Consider the following 25110-nt stretch of genomic DNA (forward strand, 5'->3'; position numbering starts at 1 on the left):
CGATCAAAATAGATCGGCTTTGAAGTTCAAAAAAGTTCTTATGAAGCCTTCCCCAAATCAGCTACGCCGATAAATATAGAGAAGATTGATTTGATTGTTTCATGTCAGGTAAAAAAGTAGGGAACAAATCTTCGGAGAATAGTGCATAATGGATCTTTCCATATCTGCGTAAGAACTCGCGTGGTGTAAGATTGTTCAGCGATTCATGTGGGCGTTCGTTATTGTACATCCACATCCATTGATGGGCAAATTCCTGCGCTTGTTCCACATTATCGAACAGATGGCGGTCAAGAATATCCTCGCGGAAGGTTCGGTTAAATCGTTCTACATAACCATTTTCAGAAGGTTTTCCTTTGCGGATAAACACCAGCTCAATGCGACGCGTTGGATGACTGCACCATTCAGCCAGTGCTGAAGCAATGAACTCCGGCCCATTATCCACACGTATGCGCTCGGGTTTTCCCCGCCAATCGATCAGTTGCTCCAGTTCACGAATAACGCGTTCACTGGTGATGCTGTATGCCACAGTGATATTGAGTGCTTCGCGGTTAAAATCGTCGATTACGTTGAACGTGCGGAACGATTTTCCGGTAAACAATCCATCATGCATAAAATCCATGCTCCAGTGAAGGTTGGGTATTAATGGCTGCACCAGCGGCTCGCGCACACGTTGTGGAATACGTTTGCGGGTGCGACGACGAAGATTTAATCTTAGCTGTTTGTAAATGCGGTACAGGCGTTTATGATTGACAATAATACCCATTGAACGAAGCTTATGAAACAATTTCCAGAAGCCCCAGGTGGGATAACGCTCTGCCAGTTCAGTTAATCGGCTGTAAAGCGTTGTGTCATTTTCTTTTTCTACTTATTCATAGTAGTAAACCGAAGTGCTCAGATTGAACAAAATGCAGGCCTGACGAAGACTCAGTGCGGGATGCTTGATCAGTGAGTGTGCTATAAACTCCCGCTTCTGATCAGGCCCTACAACTTTTTTTCGATTACATCTTTCAGCACGGTGATGTGTAAGGTCTGCTCGGCAACAATGCGTTTGTACTGTGCTAGTTCGGCTTCAAGTTCTTTGATACGCTTAAGTTCGTTCACACTCAGACCAGAATATTTACGCTGCCATTGGTAAAACGTGGGCTGGCTGATGCCGTGCTGACGACATAAATCCACAACTTTTACACCTTTTTTGTGCTCTTCCAGTATCGATACGATCTGGCTCTCGGTGAATTTTGATTTTTTCATACGCTCTGCGAAAGTTAGTAGTTTTGAGCGTAGCGGTTTTAAGGGAAGGCTTCACCTGCATAATATTCTCGAACAGATTAGCATCCAATACATCCTGCCTGAATGACTTGTTAAATCGTTCAATCAGCCCATTCTGCATCGGTCTTCCGGGTTGAATAAACTGTAGCTGAATCCCCTTTTCCAGGCTCCATTCATGCAGGCGCAGCGAGATAAATTCCGGGCCATTATCTACACGGATGGTTTTGGGTTTACCACGTTCCAGAATAGTGCGATCCACAATCTGCACTAACCTGTCTGCGCTGATACTGAAGTAAGGCGCTGTCTTCATCAGTTCTCGATTGTAATCATCGATAATATTTACCACTCTGAATCGACGGCCATTGATCAGGCTGTCGTGCATAAAATCCATTGACCAGGTTTGATTAGGAAGATTTGGAATGAGTAAGGGCATTTTGATGCGTGCAGGCAAACGCTTGCGTGTGCGTTTGCGCTTGTGCAGGTTCATGAGTTTGTACACCCGAGCTATGCGCTTACGATTCCAGCAGATGCCTTCATTGCGTATGCGGGCATAGAGTTTATCTTGGCCTTCCATGGGCTTTGCGCTCGCTAATGAAGCCAGTTTTTCTATTACTTCGCTGTCATCTTTGCGATGCACGTAATAGTACATCGAGCGGGAAAGGTTCACTAATTTGCAAGCCCTGATAAGGCTATAACGGTGATGTTCATAGATATACACCACCATGTTTTTGCGCTCACAGGGCTTTAGAACTTTTTTGACAATACGTCTTTGAGGACTTTATTGTCCATCGCCAGATCGGCATACATCTTCTGCAACTGGCTGTATTTCTGCTCAAGTTCGCGTAAACGATGGAGGTCTTCCGACTCCATGCCGCCATACTTTTTATTCCAGTTGTGAAGCGTTTGCACACTAATACCCAGCTCGCGGCATAGGTCGGCGGAACTTTTTCCGGCTTGGTACTCTTTGAGCGCAGAAAGGATCTGCGACTGGCTGAAACGTGATTTTTTCATGATTGAACAGGTTTAAAGTTAAGTATTTCAACTTTTGCCTGTCCGAAGTTTGGGGGAGGTTACAAATACAATAAAGATCGTTTCGGGTTAATAAAATTGGACAGTTTATTCGCTGGACTCTAACCCCAAGTTAACCTGGACGATCTTTACCTTTAATCTTAACCCACCCGGTACAAATAATCCGGAAGCATGAAATCGTACTGCTCCCCGGCAGCAAGCGCATCCAAAAACTGATCGTAAACAATCATCTCAAAACCATTGGGCTGCCACTCACAGCCATTGGCTCCGGTCCGTAAATTCTCAATATGTTCTGCTCGGTCAGTAAATACACGACTGTGATCAATACCACGATTAGATGCATATCCAAGAAGAATACGGAAGAGTGCTACATTTCGTGGGCTCACTTGTGAATTGACGCTGAGACGGCTATAATACACTCGCTGTTTTTGCATTTCATCAAACAACTGAGCGTGATCATCAAGTGCTATAAGACAAAGTGCATGTAAGCCGCGAACTGCCAGATTGAAGCCAGTTTTATTTTGCCGCGGGAGTATGGTTATATCATTTAAAACTGAAATTGCGCCCTGATAGTTTCCTTCAGCTACACTAGAAGATGCGATGGAATAACGGAGAATATCCTTATAATTTTCATCGTAGTTACCATTAGGATGTTTGATAACCATTTTATAAATTAATGAAGCCTCTTTATACTTTCCGCTGTAAAAAAGTGCATCAGCTTCTAGTTTTTTAGCGACCAGCCAATTGAAGTTTTCAGCTTTTATTTGTTGCGATGCACTCTGAGCCGCTTTAAGTGCGGCATCAAAATGTCCTGCAAAAAGCAAATTGTCGGCTTGTAATAGGCGTACACTTATTTTTAGGTGAGGAAGATTGAGTGCTTTTTCTTTTTCAACTAGTTGCCAAGCTTCAGATAATAGTTCTGATGATTTATCCCAATGCTTTTGTTGACTATGCAAATCAGCTTGAAGAAGAAAACGATAGAAGCGGATTGTTTTGGACTTTGATTCTTTTTCGAGTTCAAAAATTTTAGATATAGCTAGGTCGTGCCACTCGAATTCTTTTTCATTTGTTTTTCTTTGTCTATGACCAGCTTCTTCTCTTAATCGGCTAGCCAGCAATACGCCATCTTCTGCTTTTCTTGTATTTTCTATTTGACTACTTACACTTGAATATTCCTCTGATGTTAACCTCAAACTCAGATTTTGCCGGGCTATCATTAAAGCACGACTTAATTCGCCATATAGTTCATATTTTTCGGCTTGAGCAATAACTCTTTGAAGCAACCACGTAGCCATGCTATCAGACATTTGCCAGATAATATCAGCGGCGTCTAATTTTTGCTTTAAAGTTGCTCTTACTTGCGTTCGTTCGCTAAATCTTCCGGCGCGTTGTGTGTACCAATCGGTATTCATAGCATGAATTACCTTCTCCCGTAACTCATAAACCCGCTTATTATAGTCATTGCCAAATTCATCTGCAGTAATTCTTTCTAATTCAGTAGGGGGAATTGTAGGTCTTTCAATCATAAAGTCAAGAAGCTGTGATAATACAGTTTCTCCATCCCTCATCATATTCAGGTAACGTCTTATAACAATTATATCTCCTTGCTGTTGACTTCGAAGCAGGAGTAAAAGCATATGGAACGCTGAAATATCAGTCTCAATAAATGACCTAAATTTCCTCACGTAAATGATTTCTGGTTTTTTGTACCTCAAATGTAATAGTTCTTCTAAAAAATATCATGGTTTTTTGTATCGAACCAAATACAAAAACGCTATGGAACTCATATTGACACTTCTGAACATTGTAGTAAATACAAACGGCGACAGCAAATCGAAGCCCTGACCAACCTCAAACCGGAAACGAGCCTGCTAAAACAGGCTTTTTTTGTGCCCAAACGGGAGCCTTACTTCACCGCAGCAATGCGGCCTTTGCTTCCGCTCAGGAAAACCCGTTTGCCCCGACGTGCAGCTTTGGCGGCATGATAGCCGTTTTCACTCAGCTTTCGCCAGGTTTTACCGCCGTTTGTGGTGATGTCGGTGCCTTTGGGGCCGGTGGCTATTGCGGTTTTTCCGTTTAGCCAGCATACGCCTGAGCGGTAGCCGCCGGTGGGGGTTTTGGGGGCAATCCAGTGACGGCCGCCGTCAACAGTGTAAAAAACATGGTCGGTGCGGAGGCTGTCGTTGGTGTAATCGCCGCCTGTGATGATGCCCTGGCTGGCATTTCGCCAGGTCATGGCAAAGGTGCCGGTTCCGGGCTGGCCGTGCAGCATGGGGCAAGGGCGTTCGGTCCAGGTTTGGCCGTAATCGGTAGAGAGCCAGAGGCGGGCTTGTGTGCCGCCGGTGGCCAGCCAGAGTACGCCGCCCGGCAGGGCCTGCAAACTGCTGTTGCTGGCGGCAAAGGCAGCCTCGCCTTCAGCCGCAGCGGGGCATTGTGCCTGTGGCGCCTGCTGCCAGGTAAAACCACCGTCGAACGTATGCAGCAGCACAAAATGGCCGTTTACAGGATCGCCCAGCACTACACCGCGGTTTTTATTCCAGAATGCGGCTGCATCTAAGAAGTAAGCGGAGTCGGTATTGCTGTATCGCTCGCTCCAGGTGCGGCCACCATCCATTGTTCTGAGAATCACAGCCGGCGTGCCTGCACTCACCACCAGCGCATTAGCCAGATCGAACGCTACAATGCTTCGAAAATCGAGCGCGGTGTAGCCCGGAATCTGCTTAAACTCCCAATGCGCCCCGCCATCGCTGCTGCGGCCCACCGTGCCTTTACTTCCGGATGCCCAGATGATGCGGTCGCTAACGGGACAAATGCCGCGTAAACTGGCATCGGTGCCGGTGGTAAACGTGGTGAGCTGCTGCGCTGCCAATGGCGACGAAAGAAAAAGCAAAAAAGCAAGGCCGAAAATTTTCATACGCGAATGTAATGAGATCGGGGGAATGGGGAATAGGGGTGTCGTGTGTGAGAGGAAATCATGTGAAGGGGAATTTTAATGTGGAATGGGGGGATTTCGGTGGTGAATTCTGGTGGTGAATTTTGGTGGTGAATTTGGGTGGTGAATTTGGGTGGTGAATTTGGGTCGTGAGTTTCGGTGGTGAATTTGGGTTGTGAATTTGGGTTGTGAATTTCGGTGTTGAATTCCCGTGTTGAATTCCCGTGTTGAATCCTCGTAGCAGCGCGATGCATCGCGCTGCTACGGGAATCGGGAATCTGGGAAATGAGAATTCGGAAAACTCATTACTGATATATTAACTTTAATTTTGAGGTGGATTTTATTATTCACTTTTCATTATACACCTTACATTAAAAAAAATGGAATACAGACGTCTCGGCCGCAGCGGCCTTCAGGTGAGTGCACTTTCTTTTGGCTCGTGGGTAACTTTTGGCGCACAAATAGGCGACGATGTGGCCGAAAGCTGCATGAAACTGGCCTACGACAGCGGCATTAATTTTTTCGACAATGCCGAGGTGTATGCCGCCGGCAAATCGGAACTGGTGATGGGGCGCATTTTGCAAAAGATGCAGTGGGACCGCAGCAGCTATGTGTTATCGAGCAAAGTATTCTGGGGTGGCAAACTGCCCAACCAGATTGGTCTTAGCCGCAAGCATGTGGTGGAAGCCTGCCACGCGGCGCTGAAACGCCTGCAGGTGGATTATCTCGATTTATATTTCTGCCACCGCCCCGATCCGAACACGCCCGTTGCCGAAACCGTGCGCGCCATGCACGACCTGATTACACAGGGCAAAGTGCTGTACTGGGGCACATCAGAATGGAGCGCGGCACAACTGATGGAAGCGTTTGAAGTGGCGCGCACACAAAACCTGATTGCGCCCACCATGGAGCAGCCGCAGTACAACCTGTTCTGGCGCGAACGCTTTGAGAAAGAGTATGCGCCGGTGTTTGCGCAGCACGGTCTGGGCACTACCATCTGGTCGCCGCTTGCGTCGGGTCTGCTTACGGGTAAATACAACGATGCTGTGCCCGATGATACACGCATACACCGCCACGATTTAGGCTGGCTGAAGGAAAAAACCATTGGCAGCGAAAGCGGCGATAAGATTGAAAAATCGCGTAAGCTGGCCGTGCTGGCTGCAGAGCTTGGCGTTTCGCAGGCCTGCATGAGTATTGCGTGGTGTTTGAAAAACCCGAATGTAAGCACAGCCATTCTTGGGGCCTCGAAAGTGGGGCAGCTGGAGGAGAATTTAAAAGCGTTGGAGGCACTGCCGCTGCTTACTGATGAGGTGATGGGGAGGATTGAGGGGATTTTGGGAGCGTGAGGGGGCGTGTAGGTGAGTATGGGGGAGTGTGTGCGTGTGGGGTGTATTTTTTTGGGGGGATTGTGTAGGGGGATGTTTTGAGTGTGATTTGGGATGTCTAGGGATCTTGGGGCTTTGGTCGTGGGGCGCGAGCGTCGCGCCCTTACGGGGATCGTGGGGCTGGTGCCCTGCTGGGCGCTTCGTATCTGCTCTGTGGGGGGGATGCTTTGCGGGATGTGTGAGGTGGTGCGGAAAAAGTCTTACCTTTTTGCATGCGTTTTCTTTTTCTGGGTGTATGTTTTTTGGTGTGCTTGCGCACACAGGCACAGTATGTGTCTGATATGCAGCAACAGGCACAGCATTATGCGACGCTGGGTGTGCATGATGATTTTTTCTGGGATAGTCTTCGTGTAGCGGAGGGCGGCATGGCTGCGCCGGCTGCATTGGTTGCACCTCAGGCTTCGCAAAGCTGCACACTTACCCGCCGCGTGTTTGGCTGGCATCCGTATTGGGTGGGCAGTGTGTACACCAATTATCAGTGGAACCTGCTGAGTGATTTGTGCTACTTTGATTATGCCGTGAGCCCCACCACGGGCAACAATACAAACGCTTCTTTTCAGTGGAGCACGAGTGCTGCTGTTACGGCTGCCCTGAACAATAATGTGGATGTACACATATGCGCTACACTTTTTGGCAGTCACAGCACATTTTTAAACAGCACTACGGCCAAACAAACATTCATTACCAACATCATTAATTTGCTGCAGGCCCGTGGCGGAAAAGGCGTAAACATCGACTTTGAAGGCATGGCTTCGTCAGACAGGAATGCGTTTACTGCTTTTATCGCCCAGCTCAAAACGCAACTCACTGCGGCCATTCCCGGTTCGGAAGTGAGTATGGCGTTGTATGCGGTTGACTGGGGGAATGTGTTTGACATTGCTGCACTTACACCCAATGTGGATGCGTTTATTATTATGGGTTATGATTATTACTGGTCGGGAAGCACCACGGCCGGGCCCAACGATCCGCTGTATAATTTTCAAACCAGCTACAACTACACCCTTTCGCGTTCCATTACGTTTTATTTGCGGCAAGGCATGCCATCGGGGAAGTTGCTGCTTGGGTTGCCTTATTACGGACGTGAATGGGAAACTGTATCATCGGCTGTGCCGGCGGCTACCACAGGCAATTTCACGGCATCGCGCACGTATGAAGTGGTGCGCACCAACACAAACGGTTATTACTCCACCCAACTCTGGGAACCCAATAGCTTTACGCCATATTTCACCTATCAGCTTGCCGGAAACTGGCGCCAGTGTTTTATAAACGACGGCAACAGCATGCGCAGCCGTTTTGACATTGTAAACCAGCGCAACCTGGGCGGCATTGGCATCTGGGCGCTTGGCTACGACAATGGCTACATGGATTACTGGAACGCCATTGAAGACCGGCTGAGTACCTGTGCGGTTGTGGCGTGCAGCGATACACTCTGGGACATGGGCGGCCCGGCACGAAATTATTACGACGGTGAAAGTTATACATATACCATTGCTCCGGCCGGTGCTTACCGCGTGCAGCTTGCCTTTGGCAGTTTTGATGTGGAAGCAAACTACGATACACTTTTTCTGTATGACGGGCCAACCACCGCATCGCCGCTCATTGGCAGCTATACGGGCACAAACTCGCCGGGCACGGTGCAGTCAACCGGAAGCACGCTTACGTTGCGTTTCAAGTCAGACAATGCCACCACGCGGCCGGGCTACATGGCGGTGTGGAGCTGCCTTGCCGATACCATTGTGCCGCAAACTTCCATTGCGTTGCCGCCAGGCTGGATAACACAAAACTTTACGGCCACTTTTACGGATACCGATACGCAAAGCGGAATTGAAAAAGCATTTTATCAGGTAAGCGATTACAACGGCAGCGCGTGGCGCGCCAATGCGCAGCGCGGTTTCTTTAACGATGATTTTGTGACCCTGCATCCCGACTGGACCATTGCCACCGGCACATGGAACGTAAATGCGCAGGGACAACTTGTACAAAGCGATGAAGGTTTGACGAACACAAATATCTACGCCTCACTCACCCAAAATTTATCAAACCGCTACTGCTATCACTGGCAGGGGAAAATTACCGGTACAGGCAACAACCGCCGCGCCGGTTTTCACTTTGCTTCCGACAGCGGTGCGCTTGCCAATCGTGGCAATTCGTATTTCGTGTGGTTCAGACTTGATCAGGGTACAATTGAATTTTACAAAGTGGTGAATGATGTGTTTTCGTTGCAGCACACGGTAAGTTTTCCGCTCAGCAATAATGTGTGGTACGATTTTAAAGTGAGTTATGATCGTATGCTCGGCAAAATTGTGGTGTATGTGAATGACGGATTTGCGGGAAGCTGGACCGATACGCAACCCTACCAGAATGGCACATACATTTCGTTCCGCAGTGGCAATAGTAATTGGTCGATAGACAACTTCCGCGTGTACCGTTCGCGTGTGGCGAATGCGGGAACGGTGGTGAATGTGGGGAATTGTGCGGCGTGCGATTTGCGTTACCAGAGTATAAATCCGCTGGCCGCCGCAGGCCGTATCCGTTCGCTGAGCAACGATGTGGCGCTGAATTTATCGGCCGTGCGTGAAGATACCGTGCGCGTGGACTGGACACCACCGCAGCCGGTGAGCGTAAACGATGGTGCAGCGACGGATATTGATACCACGTTTATACTCACGCAGCTGGAAGCCAACTGGACAGCCGCAGCCGATCCGCATTCGGGCTTGCAGGTTTACGAGTATGCGTTTGGCACCACGCCCGGCGGCACCGATGTGGTGAGCTGGACGGTGCATAATTCCACCGCCGTGCAGCATGCACCGCTTGTACTTACGCCGGGGCAATGGTACTACGCAAGCGTGCGAAGTACAAACGGCGCAGGCCTGGTAAGCATGCCCGGCAGCAGCAACGGACAACTGGCCGAACTCAGCACCGCAGTGTGGCTTCCGCACGAAATAAAGGTGCAGGCTTATCCCAATCCGTTTACTGAGGTGCTATACCTGCAACTCAGTTTACCCGCTGCGGCAGTGGTTGAGGTGCGTGTGCGCGATGCAGCCGGCCGTGTAGTCATGCAGCAACCGCCGCAAATGCTGGCCGGCGGGCGGGTAGTGATGCCGTTGAATACATCGCCGCTGGCCGCAGGCATTTACACCGCTGAGATAAACTGTGGCGGTAAATTGCTGCAAATTCCGTTAATTCGCCACTGATGAAATTTTTGCTGCTGCTTTTTTCTGCCTTGCTTTCCTTACTGGCTGCTGCACAGTCGCCACTAATGGATCGTATGGGGCCGCCCGGTTCGCCGGTGTACACCGATTTGAAAATGGCCGCCCGCGAACCGGCACTGGTGTATAAAATGCAGCTCACCGGCCCGCTTACCGAAAAGCAGATTCGTCCGCTTGCAAAATTCCAGCAATTGCAGGGTCTGCAACTTTCGCAAAACAACTGGAGCGTGCTGCCTGTGCAGTTTTATTCGCTTGCCTCACTGCTTTACCTGCGCAGCGAAGGCAATGCACTGCGCACACTCAGCGACAGTACACCGCTGCCGGCGTCGCTGCGTTATGTGGAGCTGGCAGGCACAGCATTTGACACGCTGCCGGCAGCATTGGTCAATCAGGCTGCACTGTTTACACTTACACTTTCCCGAAACAGCGACACGCTGCATTTCCCTTCGCTGCAACACAAATGGCCGTATCTCAATGAACTGCATGTAATGAGTATGGCCACCGACAGTACGCTCTGGCACATCACCACGTTGAAGCGGCTTGAAAAACTCTCGCTTTACAATTGCAGTCTCAGTACGGTTAGTCCTGAAATTGGTTCGCTTCAAACACTACGCGAACTCAATCTCACGGGCAACAAACTCACCACATTACCTAAAGAAATTTATCAGCTCACACAGCTCAAACGCCTTGTGCTGCGAGGCAATCAGCTTACCCGGCTCAGCAGCCGCATTTGCTACCTCACCCGGCTCGAGGTGCTTGATTTGCGCGGCAATCCGATGACACTTTACGAAGTGGAATGTATAAAAGCCCTGCTGCCGCGTTGCGATGTGTTGTTTGACGGGAAGGAGTAGGAGAGAGGTTTGCGTTGCAATTGAATTTATTTAACTGCAATTTCACGCACTTCACCACTATCTTTGAGCGCCAAAACTGATTACATCACATGAAAACAGCACTCATCACCGGTTCTTCCAGCGGCATTGGCTTAGGCATTGCACGCGCATTTGCACAGGCCGGTTACCAGGTTGCATTGAACGGACTTGAAAAAAACGGCCCTGAAATTGCCGGTGCGCTTGCAACCGAATTTGGCGTGCGTGTAATTTTTTCTGATGCCAACCTGCTGCAGCCCGAAGCCATTGAAGCTTTTGTAAATCGTACCGAAACTGAACTCGGCCCGGTGGACGTGCTGGTGAACAATGCCGGAATGCAGTTTGTGGCACCCATCGACGAATTTCCGGTGCAGAAGTGGGATATGATTCTTGCACTCAATCTTACGGCTGCATTTCACACCACACGGCTGGTAATGCCCGGCATGAAAGCGCGCAAATGGGGACGCATCATTAACATTGCTTCTGCGCACGGACTTGTAGCTTCCGAATTCAAATCGGCTTATGTGGCGGCAAAGCACGGACTTGTGGGCTTTACCAAAGTAACCGCGCTTGAAGGTGCGCCGCACGGCATTACCGCCAATGCGGTTTGTCCCGGCTATGTAGATACGCCGCTTGTGCGCGGACAAATTGCCGATCAGGCCAAAACACACGGCATGAGTGAGGAAGAAGTAATCAGCAAAGTGATGCTGCAAAAACATGCAGTGAAAAAATTTGTGACTACCGATGCACTGGGTGCGCTTTGCGTGTTCCTCTGCACACCTGCGGCCGATTTAATGACGGGTACTGCACTGCCGGTTGATGGCGGGTGGAATGCACAGTAAAAAAGCCAGTTTGTATAATACTTCTAAATAATAATTACGATTAAATAGCTTTTAATAGCTGTGCGTATTCCGGGTAAGAAGATTCTGTTATATCTGCAATATAGGGGGCTTTCTGGAAATATTTAATAGCAATTTGTCCCAAAAAATAAATGTCTGGTTTGCCCAAATTGTTACGATGAGAGGAGTAGGAAAGTATATCCTGCATACATTTTCCCCACACTTTTATTTTAAGATTTTCATATTGCTCAATAGTAAATTGATGCGAGCCTAATTTTTTATGCTCAAGAATTTGAGCATCAATTTTTTTTAACTCTTCAATAAGATTGAGTAGTCTGTTTAGCTTATCTTGCGAGTCCATGTATTAAAGTTAAGCAATTATTTCAATAAACCCCTTGTTAAGCTGTTTTCGTGCTCTGTTTGGTGCTGTTTTCGACCATTGATTTAACCAAAATATTGTATCGAGGTATGTGCTTTTGAAGGTCGGATGATTTTCGGGATATACTAAAACAATGTAAGCATCAATCGTTGGGAAAGTGCTGTTTTTCTGACATCCAAAATGACTTAACACATCCTTGTTCTCCTCAAAAAGTTGATGTTCAATAAATACACATAAGTCGATGTCTGATGGATTTGCTTTTTTTGTAGCGAAACTTCCATTTATCCAATACCTGAGTGGTTTCCGGCAAATTTTATTTAGTTCTGAAATATATGTCAGTAAATTTGCAAACAGCGATTTTCTATAAGTATTTGTAACAAAATGGCTCTCGATATCTGTAATAGTCATAAATATTGGTTCAGGAGGTTCCAGAAATCCTCTTGAATTAAATTTGATCAGTCTATTCATACTTTATTTAGTTATTTAAAAACCCTCGAACAACTAACGCTGCAACAGATGGAGTTGCGATGCCTTGAGCTGATTAGCGATAAAGCGGGTTTACCTTTGCATGAAATCGAGCCGTGGAAGAGTTTTACAAATGATATGGGGATGGATTAGATTGCACTCAGCAATTTCTGATACTCCGGGTCTGTAATCCAATCAGCCGTAGGTTGATCGGGCGTATTCTGAAAATATTTCTTTGCCAGAAGCCCGAGGAAATACGCATCCGCAACACCGTTTTTTGAGCGCACTAACTTAGCTTCTTCAAAAAACTGTCCAAGCAGTTTTACTTTATGGGTTTCGTATTGATTTATCATAATATTATCACTGTCCAAACGGCGATGTTCAGCAATAACCAAATCAATCTCTCTCAGATTATGGATGAGATTTTTTAACCGCCAGAATTTATCTTTCTTATCCATACTGCAAATTTATTCAATAATTTCTATAAATTCTTTCTTTAACTTTAAATTTTTCCTTCCCGGTCGGGTGTGCGTCCACCAATCGTACCAATATTTCTTATCCAGCTCGGTGATTTTAGCCGAAGGATGTGGTTGGGGATAGGTACGAATAAAGAACGCATCTACACCATATTCTTCTACCGACACGGGTGATTTGAAGCGTTCAAGTCTCATTTCGTGCTTTTCCAGCAGCTTGTAATCAAGAAATACGCAAATATCAATGTCGTTGGGATATCTTTCCTGAGAGGTAAAACTCCCGTCAATCCAGAGTGTAAATGGCTGGTTGCAGATTTTTTTCAGTCCAATAATGTAATTCTCAAACCCGCTGTAAATAAACTGTCGTGTGCCGGTTTGTACAAAGTAGTGTACAAACTCTTCCTGCGTGAGTGTAAATAATTTGGGTGGCTGAATCAATCCTCTGAAATCAAATCTGAACTTTTGTATCATATGCGCTTTGCAGCTCCATGTTAAATATAAATGCAGAAATCAAACAAACCACTCACACCCGCCAATAAACCGTATTTTTGCCACCTCACATTTCAATCCACCTCATGCCCAACAAACGCAAAGCCGTAAAACAGGTAGCCATTGCCCTTCAGGGTGGCGGTGCGCACGGCGCGTTTACCTGGGGCGTGCTCGACCGGTTGCTTGAAGTGCCTGAGCTGGTGGCCGAAGGTATTTGCGGCACCAGCGCAGGCGCGGTTAACGCGGTTACACTGGCTTACGGCCTGCACACCGGCGGTCCCGATAAAGCCAAAGAACTGCTCGAACAGCTTTGGCGCAAAGTGGCGCAGTACGGCAGCTTCCTTTTCAAGCCATCGCCGTGGGACAGAGGCATGAACTTTGGTGATCTTTACAACTCGCCCGGCTATCTTTTTTACAACGCCATTTCGCAATCGCTTTCGCCCTACCAGCTCAATCCGTTCAACTACAACCCGCTCAAGGATATTCTGAACGAACTTATCGATTTCCGCGAGCTGCAGCATTACAATACCAAGAAACTTTTTGTGTGCGCCACCAACGTAAAAACAAACCGCGCACGCGTGTTTCACAACCACGAAATTACGGTTGATGCCGTGCTGGCGTCCACCTGTTTACCCATGCTTTTTCAGGCCGTGGAAATAGAGGGCGAGCATTACTGGGATGGCGGCTACATGGGCAATCCTCCCCTCACACCGCTCATTTCCGAAACCGAAACGCACGATGTGCTGCTGGTGAAAATCAACTCCATCAACATTCACAAACTTCCCGTTACCGCGCGCGATATTACCGAACGTGCAAACGAAATCAGTTTCAACAGCAGCCTGATTAACGAAATGCACATGGTGCATTATCGCAACGAACTCCTGCGCCGTGGCATGACCTTGCCCGAACAGGACCGCGAAATTTTTGTGCATTGCATTTCCGGCTACTCCGCACTCGATCACCTCAGCTATTCAAGCAAACTCAATACCTCGTGGGAATTTCTGCAACACCTCAAAGCAGAAGGCCGCCGCATTGCCGATGAATGGCTCGAAACTGAATATGATCAGGTAGGGCTACGCTCCACGTTCGATATTCACGAACATTTCCTGAACCGTTATTAATAAAGGGATCAGGAGCGAACCGGAGAAGCAATAAATAACCTGCTGTACTGGCTTTCCGCTGCAAATCTCAGCAGGGTTATACCTGACAGGCAGTGTACACCTTCCGGGCTTTCCTCCCGCAATTTCTGCCGGAGCAATCCAGGCTGGTTATTCAAACCACCGGTGTTTCAAATTACCAGTTCCTTCAGCAATTCGCGCAAGGCGGCAATGGTATGCGGAATGGCTTCAAGATTGAGCGTGTGCCCCACCTTTGGCAGTACGGTAAATTTTGCACCGGCAATTGCATCGGCCACATGCCTGGCCACATCAGGCGGAATGAGTATGTCTTCTTCGCCCTGCACCACGCTTACCGGTGCAGCAATGCGTGCAAGCATGGGGCGGTAATCGCCACGCGTTTCGGTGGCCTGCATGAGGCGCAGCAGCCGCTCAGGCTCAAGGTTTGAGGCCACGCGGCTTTCTTTGAGCGTGGCAATGGGAATGAACGGATTGGCAAAGTAGCTTTTGCCAAGTACCGTGGGCAGCATTACATCCAGCATAAGCGGATATCCGCCTGCCAGCAATGCCGCTTTCCAGCTTTCGCCAATGGCTTCGAAATGCGGCGTACTGTGCGCAAATGTGGACAGAAGCAATGCTCCTGCACAGCGTGAACTATGGTTTACCAGTAAGTGCTGTGCCACCGCGCTGCCGTATGAAATACCTGTAATCACCGCTTTGCCGGCATTGAGGTGTGTAAGCAGCGCAGCCACATCGGCCGCATGCGCATCGAAACTCCTGAATCCGGCACTGCTGCCCGAACGGCCCTGATCAACCAGATCAATGAGAAGTACAGAATACTGCCCCGCAAATGCCGGTGCCACCGCCGTCCACGCCACCGTGCTTTGTGAAAGTCCGTTCAGAAAAACCAGTACACAGGCTGATTCGGGCACATAAGAAAATTCATAATAAAGTGTGATATCATTCTCAAGTTTATATTCCATACTTTTCTTACATTTAGCTTGATACGGAAAATTTGTGCTGTTTCGCAGCTGCAAATTTAACTATTCAAACCTGTTGCCATGAACGAAGCACACGCACGGCATTTGCTTGATATTTCTCCCCTGCCCACCATGCTGCTGGATAAGCATCTGGTGATACACTATGCAAACCATGCGGCAAAAGAGTTATTTGGTGATACAGTTGCAGGCCTTTCAATTACAAAGTTTACATCACCTGCACCGCTTCCCCGTATTCTTTTCGAGTCAACAGGAGTTAACCTCAACGTGGAACGCGGGGCCGACATCAGGCAGTTTATCAATGCAGCGGGTAATACATTTACGGCATCGGTCATTCAGGAGATGATTTCGGAGAATGAGATGGTGATGTATGTGCGTAACATTTCAGAACCCGTTGATTATTGGGGAAAGCTTCACCGGCAAAAAGACACGGAAGATGCGCTCACCCGTTCCACACTGCTTCAGAATGGCGATTTTCAATCGGCTTTGCACGAAATTGCAGCCCGGTCGGCGGAAACGTTGAGTGTGGAACGCGTAAACATCTGGCTTATCGAAGATGGGTTTTCAGCCATTCGCAGTATAATGAATTACGACCGGGAAACGAATCAGGCACTCGAAAATGTAATTCTCAGCCGTGAAGATCTTCCTCAGTATTTTCAGCTGCTTCAGTCGGAAGATATTATTGTAACAATTGATTCGGCAAACGACGAGCAGACAAGCGAACTGGCGGAAGGTTACATCAGAAAATTTGGTATCAAATCAATGCTTGATGTACCTGTGCGTGTGGCTGGCCAAATGGTGGGCCTGATTTGTTTTGAAGAGTTAAACCGCATGCGTTTCTGGGATGTTTCGGAGCAAAAATTTGCATTAACCATTGCCCAGCTTCTGGCGCAGGCCCTCGAAACGCACCGCCGCCGCGAGGCTCAGCTAAAACTGGAAGAAGCACTGGCCGAAAAGCAATTGCTGCTTCGCGAGGTAAATCATCGTGTGCGGAATAGTTTTAACCTGATCAGTGATATGATCCGGCTGAAAAAAGCGGATGCCCGTGATGAATATCACACCCGTCTTTTCGACGATCTGCAGGCGCGCATTGCCAGCCTTAATCAATTGCACCGGCAGCTTTATCAAAGCGATACGATTTCGCAAATCAACTTCCGCAATTTCCTTATTGATATGGCCGGAAGTATGAAACACCTCGCTTTTCGCGAAGATGCCGTACTTACTACACAAATAGATCACTGTCAGTTGCCGTTAAATAAGGCGATGCTTTGTGCCGTAATTATCAATGAACTGATGCTGAACAGCGCACAGCATGCCTTTTCTGCCGATCAGAAACCATTTACGGTACTCAAACTTGATAAACGCGGAAACTCGATTACGGTAACCGTGAAAGACAACGGAATCTGGCAACCGGCCGCCTTTGCCGAAGGTACCGGGCTGAAACTTGTAAATGAACTCAGTGAGCGGCTTTCGGCGAAACTTGAAATGAAAACGAACGAAGGAACCGAGTTCACCCTTACCTTTGATATATAATTTGGTAAAGATTATATGGAGGAAGACAATCTCCCCGCTAATTCTGATGCACAAACCAAACCACGCGGGAAGTGGAAAAAGTATGCAGCCATTGGCGCATTTCTGTTTTTCCTCATCAAGGGATTGTTGTGGCTTGCCGGCCTTTATTACGGCGCACAACTTTTCGGCTGCTGATTTATCCGGCGCCGGAACCTGATCATTCCGAACGTTAAATACGATTTACATTCATCACCGTTGCCTCGCCGCTTATTACCACATCGCCCGTGTTTTTGTCGGCAATTATGGTTTCTACTGTGGCGCGGTGTTTCTCGCGGTTTACTTCTTTCACCGTCATGCGCACTTCATAGTCAGTATCCACAAACATGGGGCGCATAAAAGCCATGCTCTGTTTCAGATAAATGGTGCCTTCGCCGGGAAACAAGGTGCCAAACACCTTCGAAAATACACTGCCTCCCAGAAAACCATGCATAATGGGGCGCTTAAACATGGTGGTGGCTGCATAAGCCTCGTCGAGATGCACCGGATTGCTGTCGCCGGTTACGGCTGCAAACTGTTCAACATCTTTTTGGGTAAAACGAAAGTCGTGTGTGTAAACGGTGCCGTTGTCGATGATCATAACTGTGCAGGTGTTTTAATTTTCAGCGAAAATAAATCATTCCGCCCAGCCCTGCTAATACGTGCGTTAAATTTCATCTGCCGGGTGTTAGCGGCGCGGATAAATTAACACCGAATCGGCGTGCTGCACTACTACAAGCGGCTTTTCTATGCGCATGTTACGTGCAAGCGAATCGACCGGTTTTTCAAACACTGTATTTTCATACGTAGCCAGCGCATAACTATGCAGCTGTTTCCCGTCAAACCAGATCAGCGCATCATCATCAATCTGAAACTGTTTTAATCCCGGCAGCGGCAGTTGCTTAGAATAGGTGCCAAATACATCAAACACCAGCACGCCTGTTTCCGGGTTATTCATAAACAGCCGGTTGTCTTTTTCAATAATGAAATTTGGACGGAGTTCGATGCCAAGTTGTTGTGAGAGATTTCCGGTGCGCTGTTCTACCTGAAGCTGACGGTTCAGGCGCAGCAGTTCGAAATTCTGCTGATCGTAAATCCACAGTCCGTTATCGTAAGAGGTGGCGGCCAGTGTGGTAAGCGGATAGCCAAGTGCTTCGAGCTGCACGGGTTCGCCATTCTGACTGAGCGTATTATCGAGAAAAATAATGCGCGAAAAGTCGCGGTAAAACAGCAGAATGCGCAGCGGATTGGTGGCATCGGCTGCAGTAATGGCGCCGAAGTTTTTGTTGCTGAATTCTTTCTGAAATGCGCCGCGCTGATCGAACTTGCGGATACGGTCGGCGCTAACGAGATACACATTACCGAGATTATCGGTAAGCAACTGGTCTGATTTTTCGCGGATCACAGCCAGCTGTTGCGGCCCGGCAGCAAGCAGGGGCAGAAGCAACAGCAGCAGTAAAGCGATTTTTTTCATGTGCATGAATGTGCAAAAACGATGCCGCTTACCGCGCGTTCCGGCAATGGGTAAGAATGGCATCGGCCACCTTGCGGTCGTTGGAAAGGCGTGGTACTTTATACTGGCCGCCCAGCTTGTTGTTATCGCGCAGCCAGTTGTAAAACGTGCCGCAGGGTAAAGATTGTATTACAGGCGGCTGCAAAATAAAATTACGGTAGCGTTTGGCTTCATAATCAGAGTTGGCTGCTTTCAGTGCATTGTCGAGTACTTCGGCAAAATAACCCTGTTCGGCAGGAGGCTGCGTAAACTCTATAAGCCATTCGTGCGCAGCTTGTTTGCCGTCTTTATCCATAAATAAAGGCGCCACAGTATATTCGCCCACCACAGCGCCTGTTTTTTCGCAGGCTGTTTGCAGTGCTTTTTCGGCATTACCTATCATTACCTCCTCGCCAAACACATTGATAAAATGTTTGGTGCGGCCGGTAATTTTAAACCGGTAAGGCAGCAAACTGGTAAACTCAATGGTATCGCCCACGCGGTAACGCCAGAGGCCGCCTGTTGTGCTTATGATTAAGGCATAGGGAATACCGGTTTGCACTTCGGCAAGCAGCACGGTTTTTCCGTCGGGTTTTTCCCACTCGCCTGGCGGCAAAAATTCATACACAATTCCGTAATCGAGCATGAGCAGCAGATCGCCGTTTTGCTCATCCTGTATGCCGAAGAAGCCTTCGGATGCATTGTACAATTCAAGCAGGTTTATATCGCGGCCAAGCAGTTCGGCAAACTGCGGCCGATAGGGGGCAAGGCTTACGCCGCCATGAAAATACACTTCGAGGTTAGGCCAGATTTCGGCAATTGTTTTTTTGCCGTTTATTTCCAGAATACGCCGCAGCAACACAAGCATCCATGAAGGCACACCCGCCAGGCTGGTTACGTTTTCCTTCATGGTAGAGCGGGCCATGAGTTCCAGCTTTTCTTCCCACTCGCTCATGAGTGCAATCTGTATCTGTGGCGCACGAAGCAATTCGGCCCAAAGCGGCAGGTTCTGAATAATAATGGCCGACACATCGCCATGATACGATTCATAATCCTCGTAAAAGTCGGTTTTGTGACTGCCGCCCAGCGCAAGGTTTTTTCCCGTAAAAAGCTGATGCTCGGGATAGGTGCTGCAATAAATAGACACCATGTCTTTGCCTCCCTTGTAGTGGCAGTCGTGCAGCGATTCTTCGGTAACCGGAATAAACTTGCTTTTATCGCCGGTAGTGCCCGACGATTTTGCAAACCACTTTACATCGGTAGGCCAGAGCAGATGCTGCTCACCGCGCCGCAGGCGTTCAATCCACGGCTTCAGATCGTCGTAGCCGTGCAGCGGCACACGTTCGCGGAACTGATCCATGTTTCGGATTTCAGCCATACCGTATTGCCGGCCAAATTCGGTTTCACGCCCCGAAAGCATCAGCTTGCGAAACCACTCGCCCTGCACATCGTGCGGATATTTGCGGAACAGATCAATCTGATGCATCCGCTTTACCATAAGCCAGGAAGCAATGGAATTGAAAAGTGCCATAGGTAAACCGGTTTCTGTGTAATGGTGATTGGGTAAACTTAATGAGTTTGCCGGGAATAAAAAATGAGTACAAGGCAGTAAACGGTGATTAAATGACTTATTAATGAAATAAATGCCGGAAAAGCTGAAAAGCTGCCATTTGTTTACCCTGTCGGGAGACAGGATAAACAGATGGCTTTACTTGAATAAGTTTATAACTTATTCAAGTATGGATGGCGTGTTTCAAGAAAAAAGTCGCAGACTTTTTAAGTGTTACGGAAAGTTTGTATCGGCAAAGCCGATGCAGACTTTCCGCATCTTCGCGGCAAATCAAAATTTCAGGAATTCAGCTTTTGGTCAATAATGGCAATCATTCCCGTTACATCATTTGGCGAAATAGAAATCATTTCCGTATCACGGCGGTTCCAGGTGAGCTGACGTTTTGCATAATTTCGTGTGTGCTGTTGGATCAGCAGAACAGCTTCTTCACGACTTATCTTTCCATCAAAATATTCAAACCATTCTTTGTATCCAACAGTTTGAAGTGCCTGCTCGTGTCGGTAAGGCAACATACTTCCGGCTTCGGCCTCAAAGCCTTCTTCAAGCATTTTCAGCGTGCGCTGGTTTACGCGTTCGTAAAGCGTTTCGCGCGGTAAATCCATGCCAAATTTCAGGTAAGGCCAGGGCAGCTGATCGGCATTGTTGCGGCGCAGGGCGGAGTAGGGCTTACCGGTGGTGAGGCAAACTTCAATAGCGCGGATGAGTCTTGCCGGATTGTTTACGTCCACCTGCGCAAAATACACAGGATCAAGTGCGTTGAGTTTTTGCTGAAGAGCAGTTATTCCATGGTTTTCAAACTCCTGCCGGAGCTGGTTTCGCACGGTTTCGTCGGCTTCGGGCAGTTCATCAAAGCCGTTTAGCACGGCATCAATGTACAGGCCTGAGCCGCCGGTGAGAATAACTACACGTTGTCTGGCAAAAAGTTGGGCAAGCAGCGCACGTACTTCACGGCTGTAGGTGCCGGCATCCACCGGTTCAGTGATGCTGCGGTTGCCCAGCCAGTGATGTACTACGCCCCGCCTTTCGGTTTCGTTTGGCGTTGCGGTGCCAATGGGAATTTCGCGGTAGAACTGCCGCGAATCGGCCGAAATTATTTCGGTGCCGTAATGCAGGGCAAGCTCAATGGCTGCTGCCGTTTTGCCCGATGCAGTGGGGCCGGCAATAACCACAAGCAGGTTGTTGTGCATGCAGCCGGCTTAATAATCGTCGTTTGAATCGCCACCGTCGAAACCGAAATCACCGCCTCCTTCTTCGCCACCCTCTTCACCTTCTTCCGATTCTTCCTCGCCGCCTTCTTCTCCTTCTTCACCAAACGCATCACTGTCGTGATCGTCGCCGAATTTTTCGTCGGCCACAAAGGCACGTTCCTTTTGCGGTTCATCCTCCTCATCCAGCATATCTTCATCGTCCTCGGCATCAGGCGGAGGAGTGGTCACTTTGTACTGCTTGGGTGCAGCACCAACCGATTTGCTCACTTTCGGATACGTCGTTCTGGCTTCATCTTCCAGAATGCGCACAAGCTCGATGCAGAATGTCCACAATGCCTGTGGATCAAAGAGATAAAGAATTTTTTGGTGTGGATCGTCGATGAAATCAGCGATACGCGCATCGCGCATGTTGATGGTTGCCGGCTTTTTCGGGCGGCGCCAGTCATCGTCATCGTCGTCGTCCTGCTGTTTGGGATTTAGCGCAATTTCGCGGCCTTTGCGCCAGTAATCATCGCTGATAAAAAAAGAAGCGTCTTTGGAATTATCAAATCCTACTGCTTCCTGTATGCAGCGGTGCAAATCGGCAAACGATTGTTTGGTTTGCACATCAATTTCACGATAAATGTCTTCCTGGTCTTCAAACCAGACGCGAAAACGGTAAACAGCCATAGCCCGATAAAAGATGTGGCCAAAAATACCGATTTAGCCAGTAATTGGAAAACCCGGTAATAATAAATCGCAGGTAAATTTAACTTTGCACCCCATGCACATCCATGAACACTACATGCAGCGTTGTTTCGAACTGGCCCACAGCGGTGCCGGTTTTGTGGCGCCAAACCCGCTTGTAGGCTCGGTTCTGGTGCATCAGGGGCAAATTATCGGCGAGGGTGCTCATCTTATGTATGGCGGTCCGCATGCCGAAGTGCACGCCATTAAGAATTGTGCCCACCCCGAATTTCTCAGCCAGTGTACGCTTTATGTGAACCTGGAGCCCTGTTCACATCATGGCAAAACGCCACCCTGCGCACATCTTATTGTGCAAAAGCAAATTCCGCGTGTAGTGGTGGGCAGTCTCGACAGCAATCCGCTGGTGAGTGGCCGTGGTATTCAGTATCTGCGTGATGCAGGAGTGGAAGTGATTTCGGGTGTGCTCGGAGCAGAAGCGCGCGAACTGAACCGCCGTTTTTACACCTGGCACGAGAAACGCCGTCCCTACATTATATTAAAATGGGCACAAACGGCCGATGGATTTATCGACCGGCGCCGCACGCCCGATGAGCCACGTGCCATTATTTCCTCGCCCGATTCGCACCGCCTGCTGCATACGTGGCGTGCCGAAGAAGCCGCCATACTTGTAGGCACACACACGGCGCTTTTCGACGATCCGCATTTAACCGTGCGTTTAGCCACCGGGCATCATCCGGTGCGGCTTGTGATCGACCGCCACAACCGCCTGCCCAATGCCCTGCGCGTATTCGACGGCTCTGCACCCACAATCGTGTTCAGTTATGCTGAAAACGAACGGCCCTATGCCGATACCGTTTTGCTTGAGCCCGGCAACAACGAGCTTGGGCAGCTGCTTCAGGTACTTTACGAACGCAGCCTGCAATCGGTACTGGTTGAAGGCGGCGCGGCCCTGCTGCACGCGTTTCTGAAAGCCGGGCTTTGGGACGAAATCCGCATTTTCACATCGGCGCAGGAATTCGGAACCGGTGTGGAAGCGCCACGGCTTAGCCTCATTCCCCGCAGCCAAACCCTGTCGGGCCCCGATACACTTACCATATACCGCAACGCATGATCTGGCTGCTCATCAGCATTTTTACCAATACGCTGCTGCTGCTTATCCTCAAAGGATTTGAGCGTGTTAAAGTATCCACCCTTCAGGGCGTGGTGATCAATTACCTCACAGCAGGCACATTGGGTTTACTGCTTTCCGATGTACATCTTTCGCCAGCCGAAATTGCAGAGCAGCCCTGGGCCTGGGTGCCGCCTGTGCTGGGGAGTATTTTTATTTCGGTGTTTTTACTGGTAGCCTACACGGCGCAGAAAATTGGTGTATCGGTAGCCACGGTGGCAAACAAAATGTCGGTGGTGATACCTGTTATTGCGGCCGTGTTGCTTTACAAAGATCCGCTTACCTGGCCCAAACTTACCGGTATTGCGCTGGCTTTGCTGGCGGTAGTGCTGACCTCACGGCAGGAGGGAAGTGCCGCAGCTTCGGGCTGGCGTTTGTGGGTATTGCCGGCGGTAATTTTTGTGGGCAGTGGTGTGCTTGATGCCATCATTAATTATGCGCAGCAGCAATTGGTGCCGCCTGCGCACGCCCTGCTGTTTTCGTCGAGTTGTTTTTACGTGGCATTTTTGCTGGGTGGCATTGTGCTTATTGCACAACTGGTACGCGGTAAGGAAAAGTTCAGCTTTCGCAATGTACTTGGTGGTGTGGTGCTGGGTGTGCCCAACCTGTTTTCAATCTGGTGCATCATGCGTGCGCTGGATACAGGTGTAATGGACAGTTCAACCATGTATCCGGTTAATAATATGGGCGTAGTGGCGCTTTCGGCCATTGGCGCGGGTTTGCTCTTTCAGGAAAAACTGAGCAAACTGAATTTACTGGGTCTGGCACTGGCGCTGGTGGCCATAGCGGTAATGACATTTCTGTAAAGGCCACAGCGCATATGCTTTTCGACGACACTTACAAAACCATAGCGGCACAGGCCGAAGGCAGTTTCAAAGACCGCGGCAGCCGTTTTCTGGCTTTTGCATTTCCGGTGCGCAGTGAAGACGAAATACGTCAGCATCTCGACGCTTTACGCAAAGCACACCATGGCGCCAACCACCATTGCTATGCCTGGCGGCTTGGTGCCGATAAGCAACGGTACCGTGCCAACGACGATGGGGAACCATCGGGCACAGCCGGAAGGCCCATTCTTGGCCAGCTTCAGTCGTTTGATCTTACTGATGTGCTGGTGGTTGTAGTACGTTACTTTGGCGGCACACTGCTGGGCGCAGGCGGATTGGTGCAGGCCTACAAAACCGCAGCACATGAAGCTTTGGCGGTTGCAACGGTTGAAGAGCGTTTTGTAAGCGAGGTGTATGCGCTTACGTTTGCCTATCCGGCCATGAATGCAGTGATGAAACTGCTCAGGGATTTTGATGCCGTGCAGCGCGAACAGCAATTTGAAATGGACTGCAGCCTGCTGTTCGAAGTGCGCCGCCGCGATGCGGATGCACTTTGCGAAGCATTGAAAAAAGTGGAAACAGTAAAACTGACCTGGAAAGGTTAACCAGCCAGATAAGGCTCAAGTGCGTGAACAAATCCTTCGGGAGCCATACACGGGCGTTTGGTTTCGGCATTAATGAATACCAGCGTGGTTTCGCCTTCGTTCAGTTTTTCGCCTTTTTCATTGTGCACTTCGTAATGAAACGAAAGCCGTGTACCCGGACGTTCACGAATCATGGTTTTAATGGTGAGCAGATCGTCGTAAAATGCAGGCTTGAAATAACGGATGCCGAAACTGTACACAGGCAGTAGTATTCCGCTGTCTTCCATTTCTTTATAGTTCCAGCCCAGTGCGCGCAGGGCTTCTACGCGGCCCACTTCGTAATATTCGGCATAGTTACCATAATATACGTATCCCATGCGGTCGGTTTCGCCGTAGCGCACACGAATAGTTGTTTCGGCAATAAACATAGCGTTCGGTTTGTAATGCGAATGTAAAGAGTTGCGTGAAAACGACTACGAAAAAAGATTGAATGTCTGATCTGCAACGTAATGCGAAATATGCATCAAAATATAGTCTGAACGCTTCTTTTGCTGAAATAGAATTGGTAAACTTGTACTGATACG

Annotated in this window: 26 protein-coding genes and 1 pseudogene; 10 read left to right on the forward strand and 17 right to left on the reverse strand. The window is 48.8% G+C overall.

Annotated elements, in window-relative coordinates; translation table 11 throughout:
* Positions 1–61 precede the first annotated feature (61 nt).
* The 6 genes and pseudogenes from IM638_11460 to IM638_11485 form a co-directional block, all read right to left on the reverse strand.
* Positions 62–820 (reverse strand): IS3 family transposase, encoded by a 759-nt coding sequence (locus tag IM638_11460; GenBank protein ID MCA6363645.1) that lies wholly within the window; start codon positions 818–820, stop codon positions 62–64.
* Between the two features lie 161 nt (positions 821–981).
* A complete protein-coding gene (locus tag IM638_11465; protein MCA6363646.1) occupies positions 982–1248 on the reverse strand; it encodes a transposase in 267 nt (88 codons plus the stop codon).
* Positions 1229–1990: pseudogene (locus IM638_11470) on the reverse strand (IS3 family transposase). The gene IM638_11465 and the pseudogene IM638_11470 overlap by 20 nt, the downstream one beginning before the upstream one ends.
* A gap of 20 nt (positions 1991–2010) precedes the next feature.
* The gene (locus IM638_11475; protein MCA6363647.1) at positions 2011–2277 is read right to left on the reverse strand and encodes a transposase; all 267 of its coding nucleotides are present in this window, start codon (positions 2275–2277) and stop codon (positions 2011–2013) included.
* A 158-nt stretch (positions 2278–2435) separates the two neighbouring features.
* Positions 2436–3932, reverse strand: coding sequence for a hypothetical protein (locus tag IM638_11480; protein MCA6363648.1), 1497 nt, complete (start codon positions 3930–3932; stop codon positions 2436–2438).
* A gap of 269 nt (positions 3933–4201) precedes the next feature.
* Positions 4202–5209 (reverse strand): oxidoreductase, encoded by a 1008-nt coding sequence (locus IM638_11485; GenBank protein MCA6363649.1) that lies wholly within the window; start codon positions 5207–5209, stop codon positions 4202–4204.
* A 398-nt stretch (positions 5210–5607) separates the two neighbouring features.
* Between IM638_11485 and IM638_11490 the strand changes: the two genes are divergently transcribed.
* The 4 genes from IM638_11490 (at position 5608) to IM638_11505 (ending at position 11529) form a co-directional block, all read left to right on the forward strand.
* Positions 5608–6573, forward strand: a complete 966-nt coding sequence (locus IM638_11490; GenBank protein ID MCA6363650.1) for an aldo/keto reductase — start codon at positions 5608–5610, stop codon at positions 6571–6573.
* A 251-nt stretch (positions 6574–6824) separates the two neighbouring features.
* Positions 6825–9806: a T9SS type A sorting domain-containing protein gene (locus IM638_11495; GenBank protein MCA6363651.1), complete on the forward strand. Its 2982-nt coding sequence runs from the start codon at positions 6825–6827 to the stop codon at positions 9804–9806.
* Positions 9806–10672 (forward strand): leucine-rich repeat domain-containing protein, encoded by an 867-nt coding sequence (locus IM638_11500; GenBank protein MCA6363652.1) that lies wholly within the window; start codon positions 9806–9808, stop codon positions 10670–10672. Before IM638_11495 ends, IM638_11500 begins: the two co-directional genes overlap by 1 nt.
* An 89-nt stretch (positions 10673–10761) precedes the next feature.
* Positions 10762–11529: a 3-hydroxybutyrate dehydrogenase gene (locus IM638_11505; GenBank protein MCA6363653.1), complete on the forward strand. Its 768-nt coding sequence runs from the start codon at positions 10762–10764 to the stop codon at positions 11527–11529.
* A gap of 40 nt (positions 11530–11569) precedes the next feature.
* Here the strand turns inward: IM638_11505 and IM638_11510 are convergent, their stop codons facing one another.
* From IM638_11510 to IM638_11525, 4 genes are all read right to left on the reverse strand, one after another.
* Complete coding sequence (locus IM638_11510) at positions 11570–11887, reverse strand: hypothetical protein (GenBank protein MCA6363654.1); 318 nt, start codon at positions 11885–11887, stop codon at positions 11570–11572.
* Between the two features lie 9 nt (positions 11888–11896).
* Positions 11897–12373, reverse strand: a complete 477-nt coding sequence (locus IM638_11515; protein ID MCA6363655.1) for a hypothetical protein — start codon at positions 12371–12373, stop codon at positions 11897–11899.
* 146 nt (positions 12374–12519) lie between these two features.
* Positions 12520–12828 carry a hypothetical protein gene (locus IM638_11520; protein MCA6363656.1) on the reverse strand — a complete coding sequence of 103 codons (309 nt, stop codon included), beginning with the start codon at positions 12826–12828 and terminating at the stop codon, positions 12520–12522.
* A gap of 9 nt (positions 12829–12837) precedes the next feature.
* Complete coding sequence (locus IM638_11525; protein ID MCA6363657.1) at positions 12838–13314, reverse strand: hypothetical protein; 477 nt, start codon at positions 13312–13314, stop codon at positions 12838–12840.
* Between the two features lie 104 nt (positions 13315–13418).
* Between IM638_11525 and IM638_11530 the strand changes: the two genes are divergently transcribed.
* Entirely contained in the window at positions 13419–14453 is a 1035-nt protein-coding gene (locus IM638_11530; GenBank protein MCA6363658.1) for a patatin-like phospholipase family protein, read from the forward strand.
* 167 nt (positions 14454–14620) lie between these two features.
* Here the strand turns inward: IM638_11530 and IM638_11535 are convergent, their stop codons facing one another.
* A complete protein-coding gene (locus IM638_11535; GenBank protein MCA6363659.1) occupies positions 14621–15430 on the reverse strand; it encodes an alpha/beta fold hydrolase in 810 nt (269 codons plus the stop codon).
* 78 nt (positions 15431–15508) lie between these two features.
* Between IM638_11535 and IM638_11540 the strand changes: the two genes are divergently transcribed.
* Both IM638_11540 and IM638_11545 read left to right on the forward strand, forming a co-directional pair.
* Positions 15509–16978 (forward strand): GAF domain-containing protein, encoded by a 1470-nt coding sequence (locus IM638_11540; protein ID MCA6363660.1) that lies wholly within the window; start codon positions 15509–15511, stop codon positions 16976–16978.
* A gap of 15 nt (positions 16979–16993) precedes the next feature.
* Complete coding sequence (locus tag IM638_11545; protein ID MCA6363661.1) at positions 16994–17152, forward strand: hypothetical protein; 159 nt, start codon at positions 16994–16996, stop codon at positions 17150–17152.
* A 34-nt stretch (positions 17153–17186) separates the two neighbouring features.
* Here the strand turns inward: IM638_11545 and IM638_11550 are convergent, their stop codons facing one another.
* The 5 genes from IM638_11550 to IM638_11570 form a co-directional block, all read right to left on the reverse strand.
* Positions 17187–17594: a MaoC family dehydratase gene (locus tag IM638_11550; GenBank protein ID MCA6363662.1), complete on the reverse strand. Its 408-nt coding sequence runs from the start codon at positions 17592–17594 to the stop codon at positions 17187–17189.
* Positions 17595–17681: 87 nt separating this feature from the next.
* Positions 17682–18467: a hypothetical protein gene (locus IM638_11555; GenBank protein ID MCA6363663.1), complete on the reverse strand. Its 786-nt coding sequence runs from the start codon at positions 18465–18467 to the stop codon at positions 17682–17684.
* A 28-nt stretch (positions 18468–18495) separates the two neighbouring features.
* A complete protein-coding gene (locus IM638_11560; GenBank protein ID MCA6363664.1) occupies positions 18496–20016 on the reverse strand; it encodes a GH3 auxin-responsive promoter family protein in 1521 nt (506 codons plus the stop codon).
* Positions 20017–20333: 317 nt separating this feature from the next.
* Positions 20334–21242, reverse strand: coding sequence for a tRNA (adenosine(37)-N6)-dimethylallyltransferase MiaA (gene miaA, locus IM638_11565; protein ID MCA6363665.1), 909 nt, complete (start codon positions 21240–21242; stop codon positions 20334–20336).
* Positions 21243–21251: 9 nt separating this feature from the next.
* Entirely contained in the window at positions 21252–21932 is a 681-nt protein-coding gene (locus IM638_11570) for a hypothetical protein (GenBank protein ID MCA6363666.1), read from the reverse strand.
* Positions 21933–22026: 94 nt separating this feature from the next.
* Between IM638_11570 and ribD the strand changes: the two genes are divergently transcribed.
* The 3 genes from ribD to IM638_11585 are packed head-to-tail and all read left to right on the forward strand — an operon-like array spanning position 22027 to position 24547.
* Entirely contained in the window at positions 22027–23061 is a 1035-nt protein-coding gene (gene ribD, locus IM638_11575; GenBank protein ID MCA6363667.1) for a bifunctional diaminohydroxyphosphoribosylaminopyrimidine deaminase/5-amino-6-(5-phosphoribosylamino)uracil reductase RibD, read from the forward strand.
* Positions 23058–23924, forward strand: coding sequence for an EamA family transporter (locus IM638_11580; protein ID MCA6363668.1), 867 nt, complete (start codon positions 23058–23060; stop codon positions 23922–23924). Before ribD ends, IM638_11580 begins: the two co-directional genes overlap by 4 nt.
* A gap of 14 nt (positions 23925–23938) precedes the next feature.
* The gene (locus IM638_11585) at positions 23939–24547 is read left to right on the forward strand and encodes a YigZ family protein (protein ID MCA6363669.1); all 609 of its coding nucleotides are present in this window, start codon (positions 23939–23941) and stop codon (positions 24545–24547) included.
* On the opposite strand, the gene IM638_11590 is transcribed toward IM638_11585, so the two are convergent.
* Positions 24544–24954: an acyl-CoA thioesterase gene (locus IM638_11590; GenBank protein MCA6363670.1), complete on the reverse strand. Its 411-nt coding sequence runs from the start codon at positions 24952–24954 to the stop codon at positions 24544–24546. The two genes, IM638_11585 and IM638_11590, sit on opposite strands and share 4 nt — an antisense overlap.
* Positions 24955–25110 lie beyond the last annotated feature (156 nt).

The sequence above is a fragment of the Bacteroidota bacterium genome (genome assembly GCA_020402865.1).
GTDB lineage: Bacteria > Bacteroidota > Bacteroidia > Palsa-965 > Palsa-965.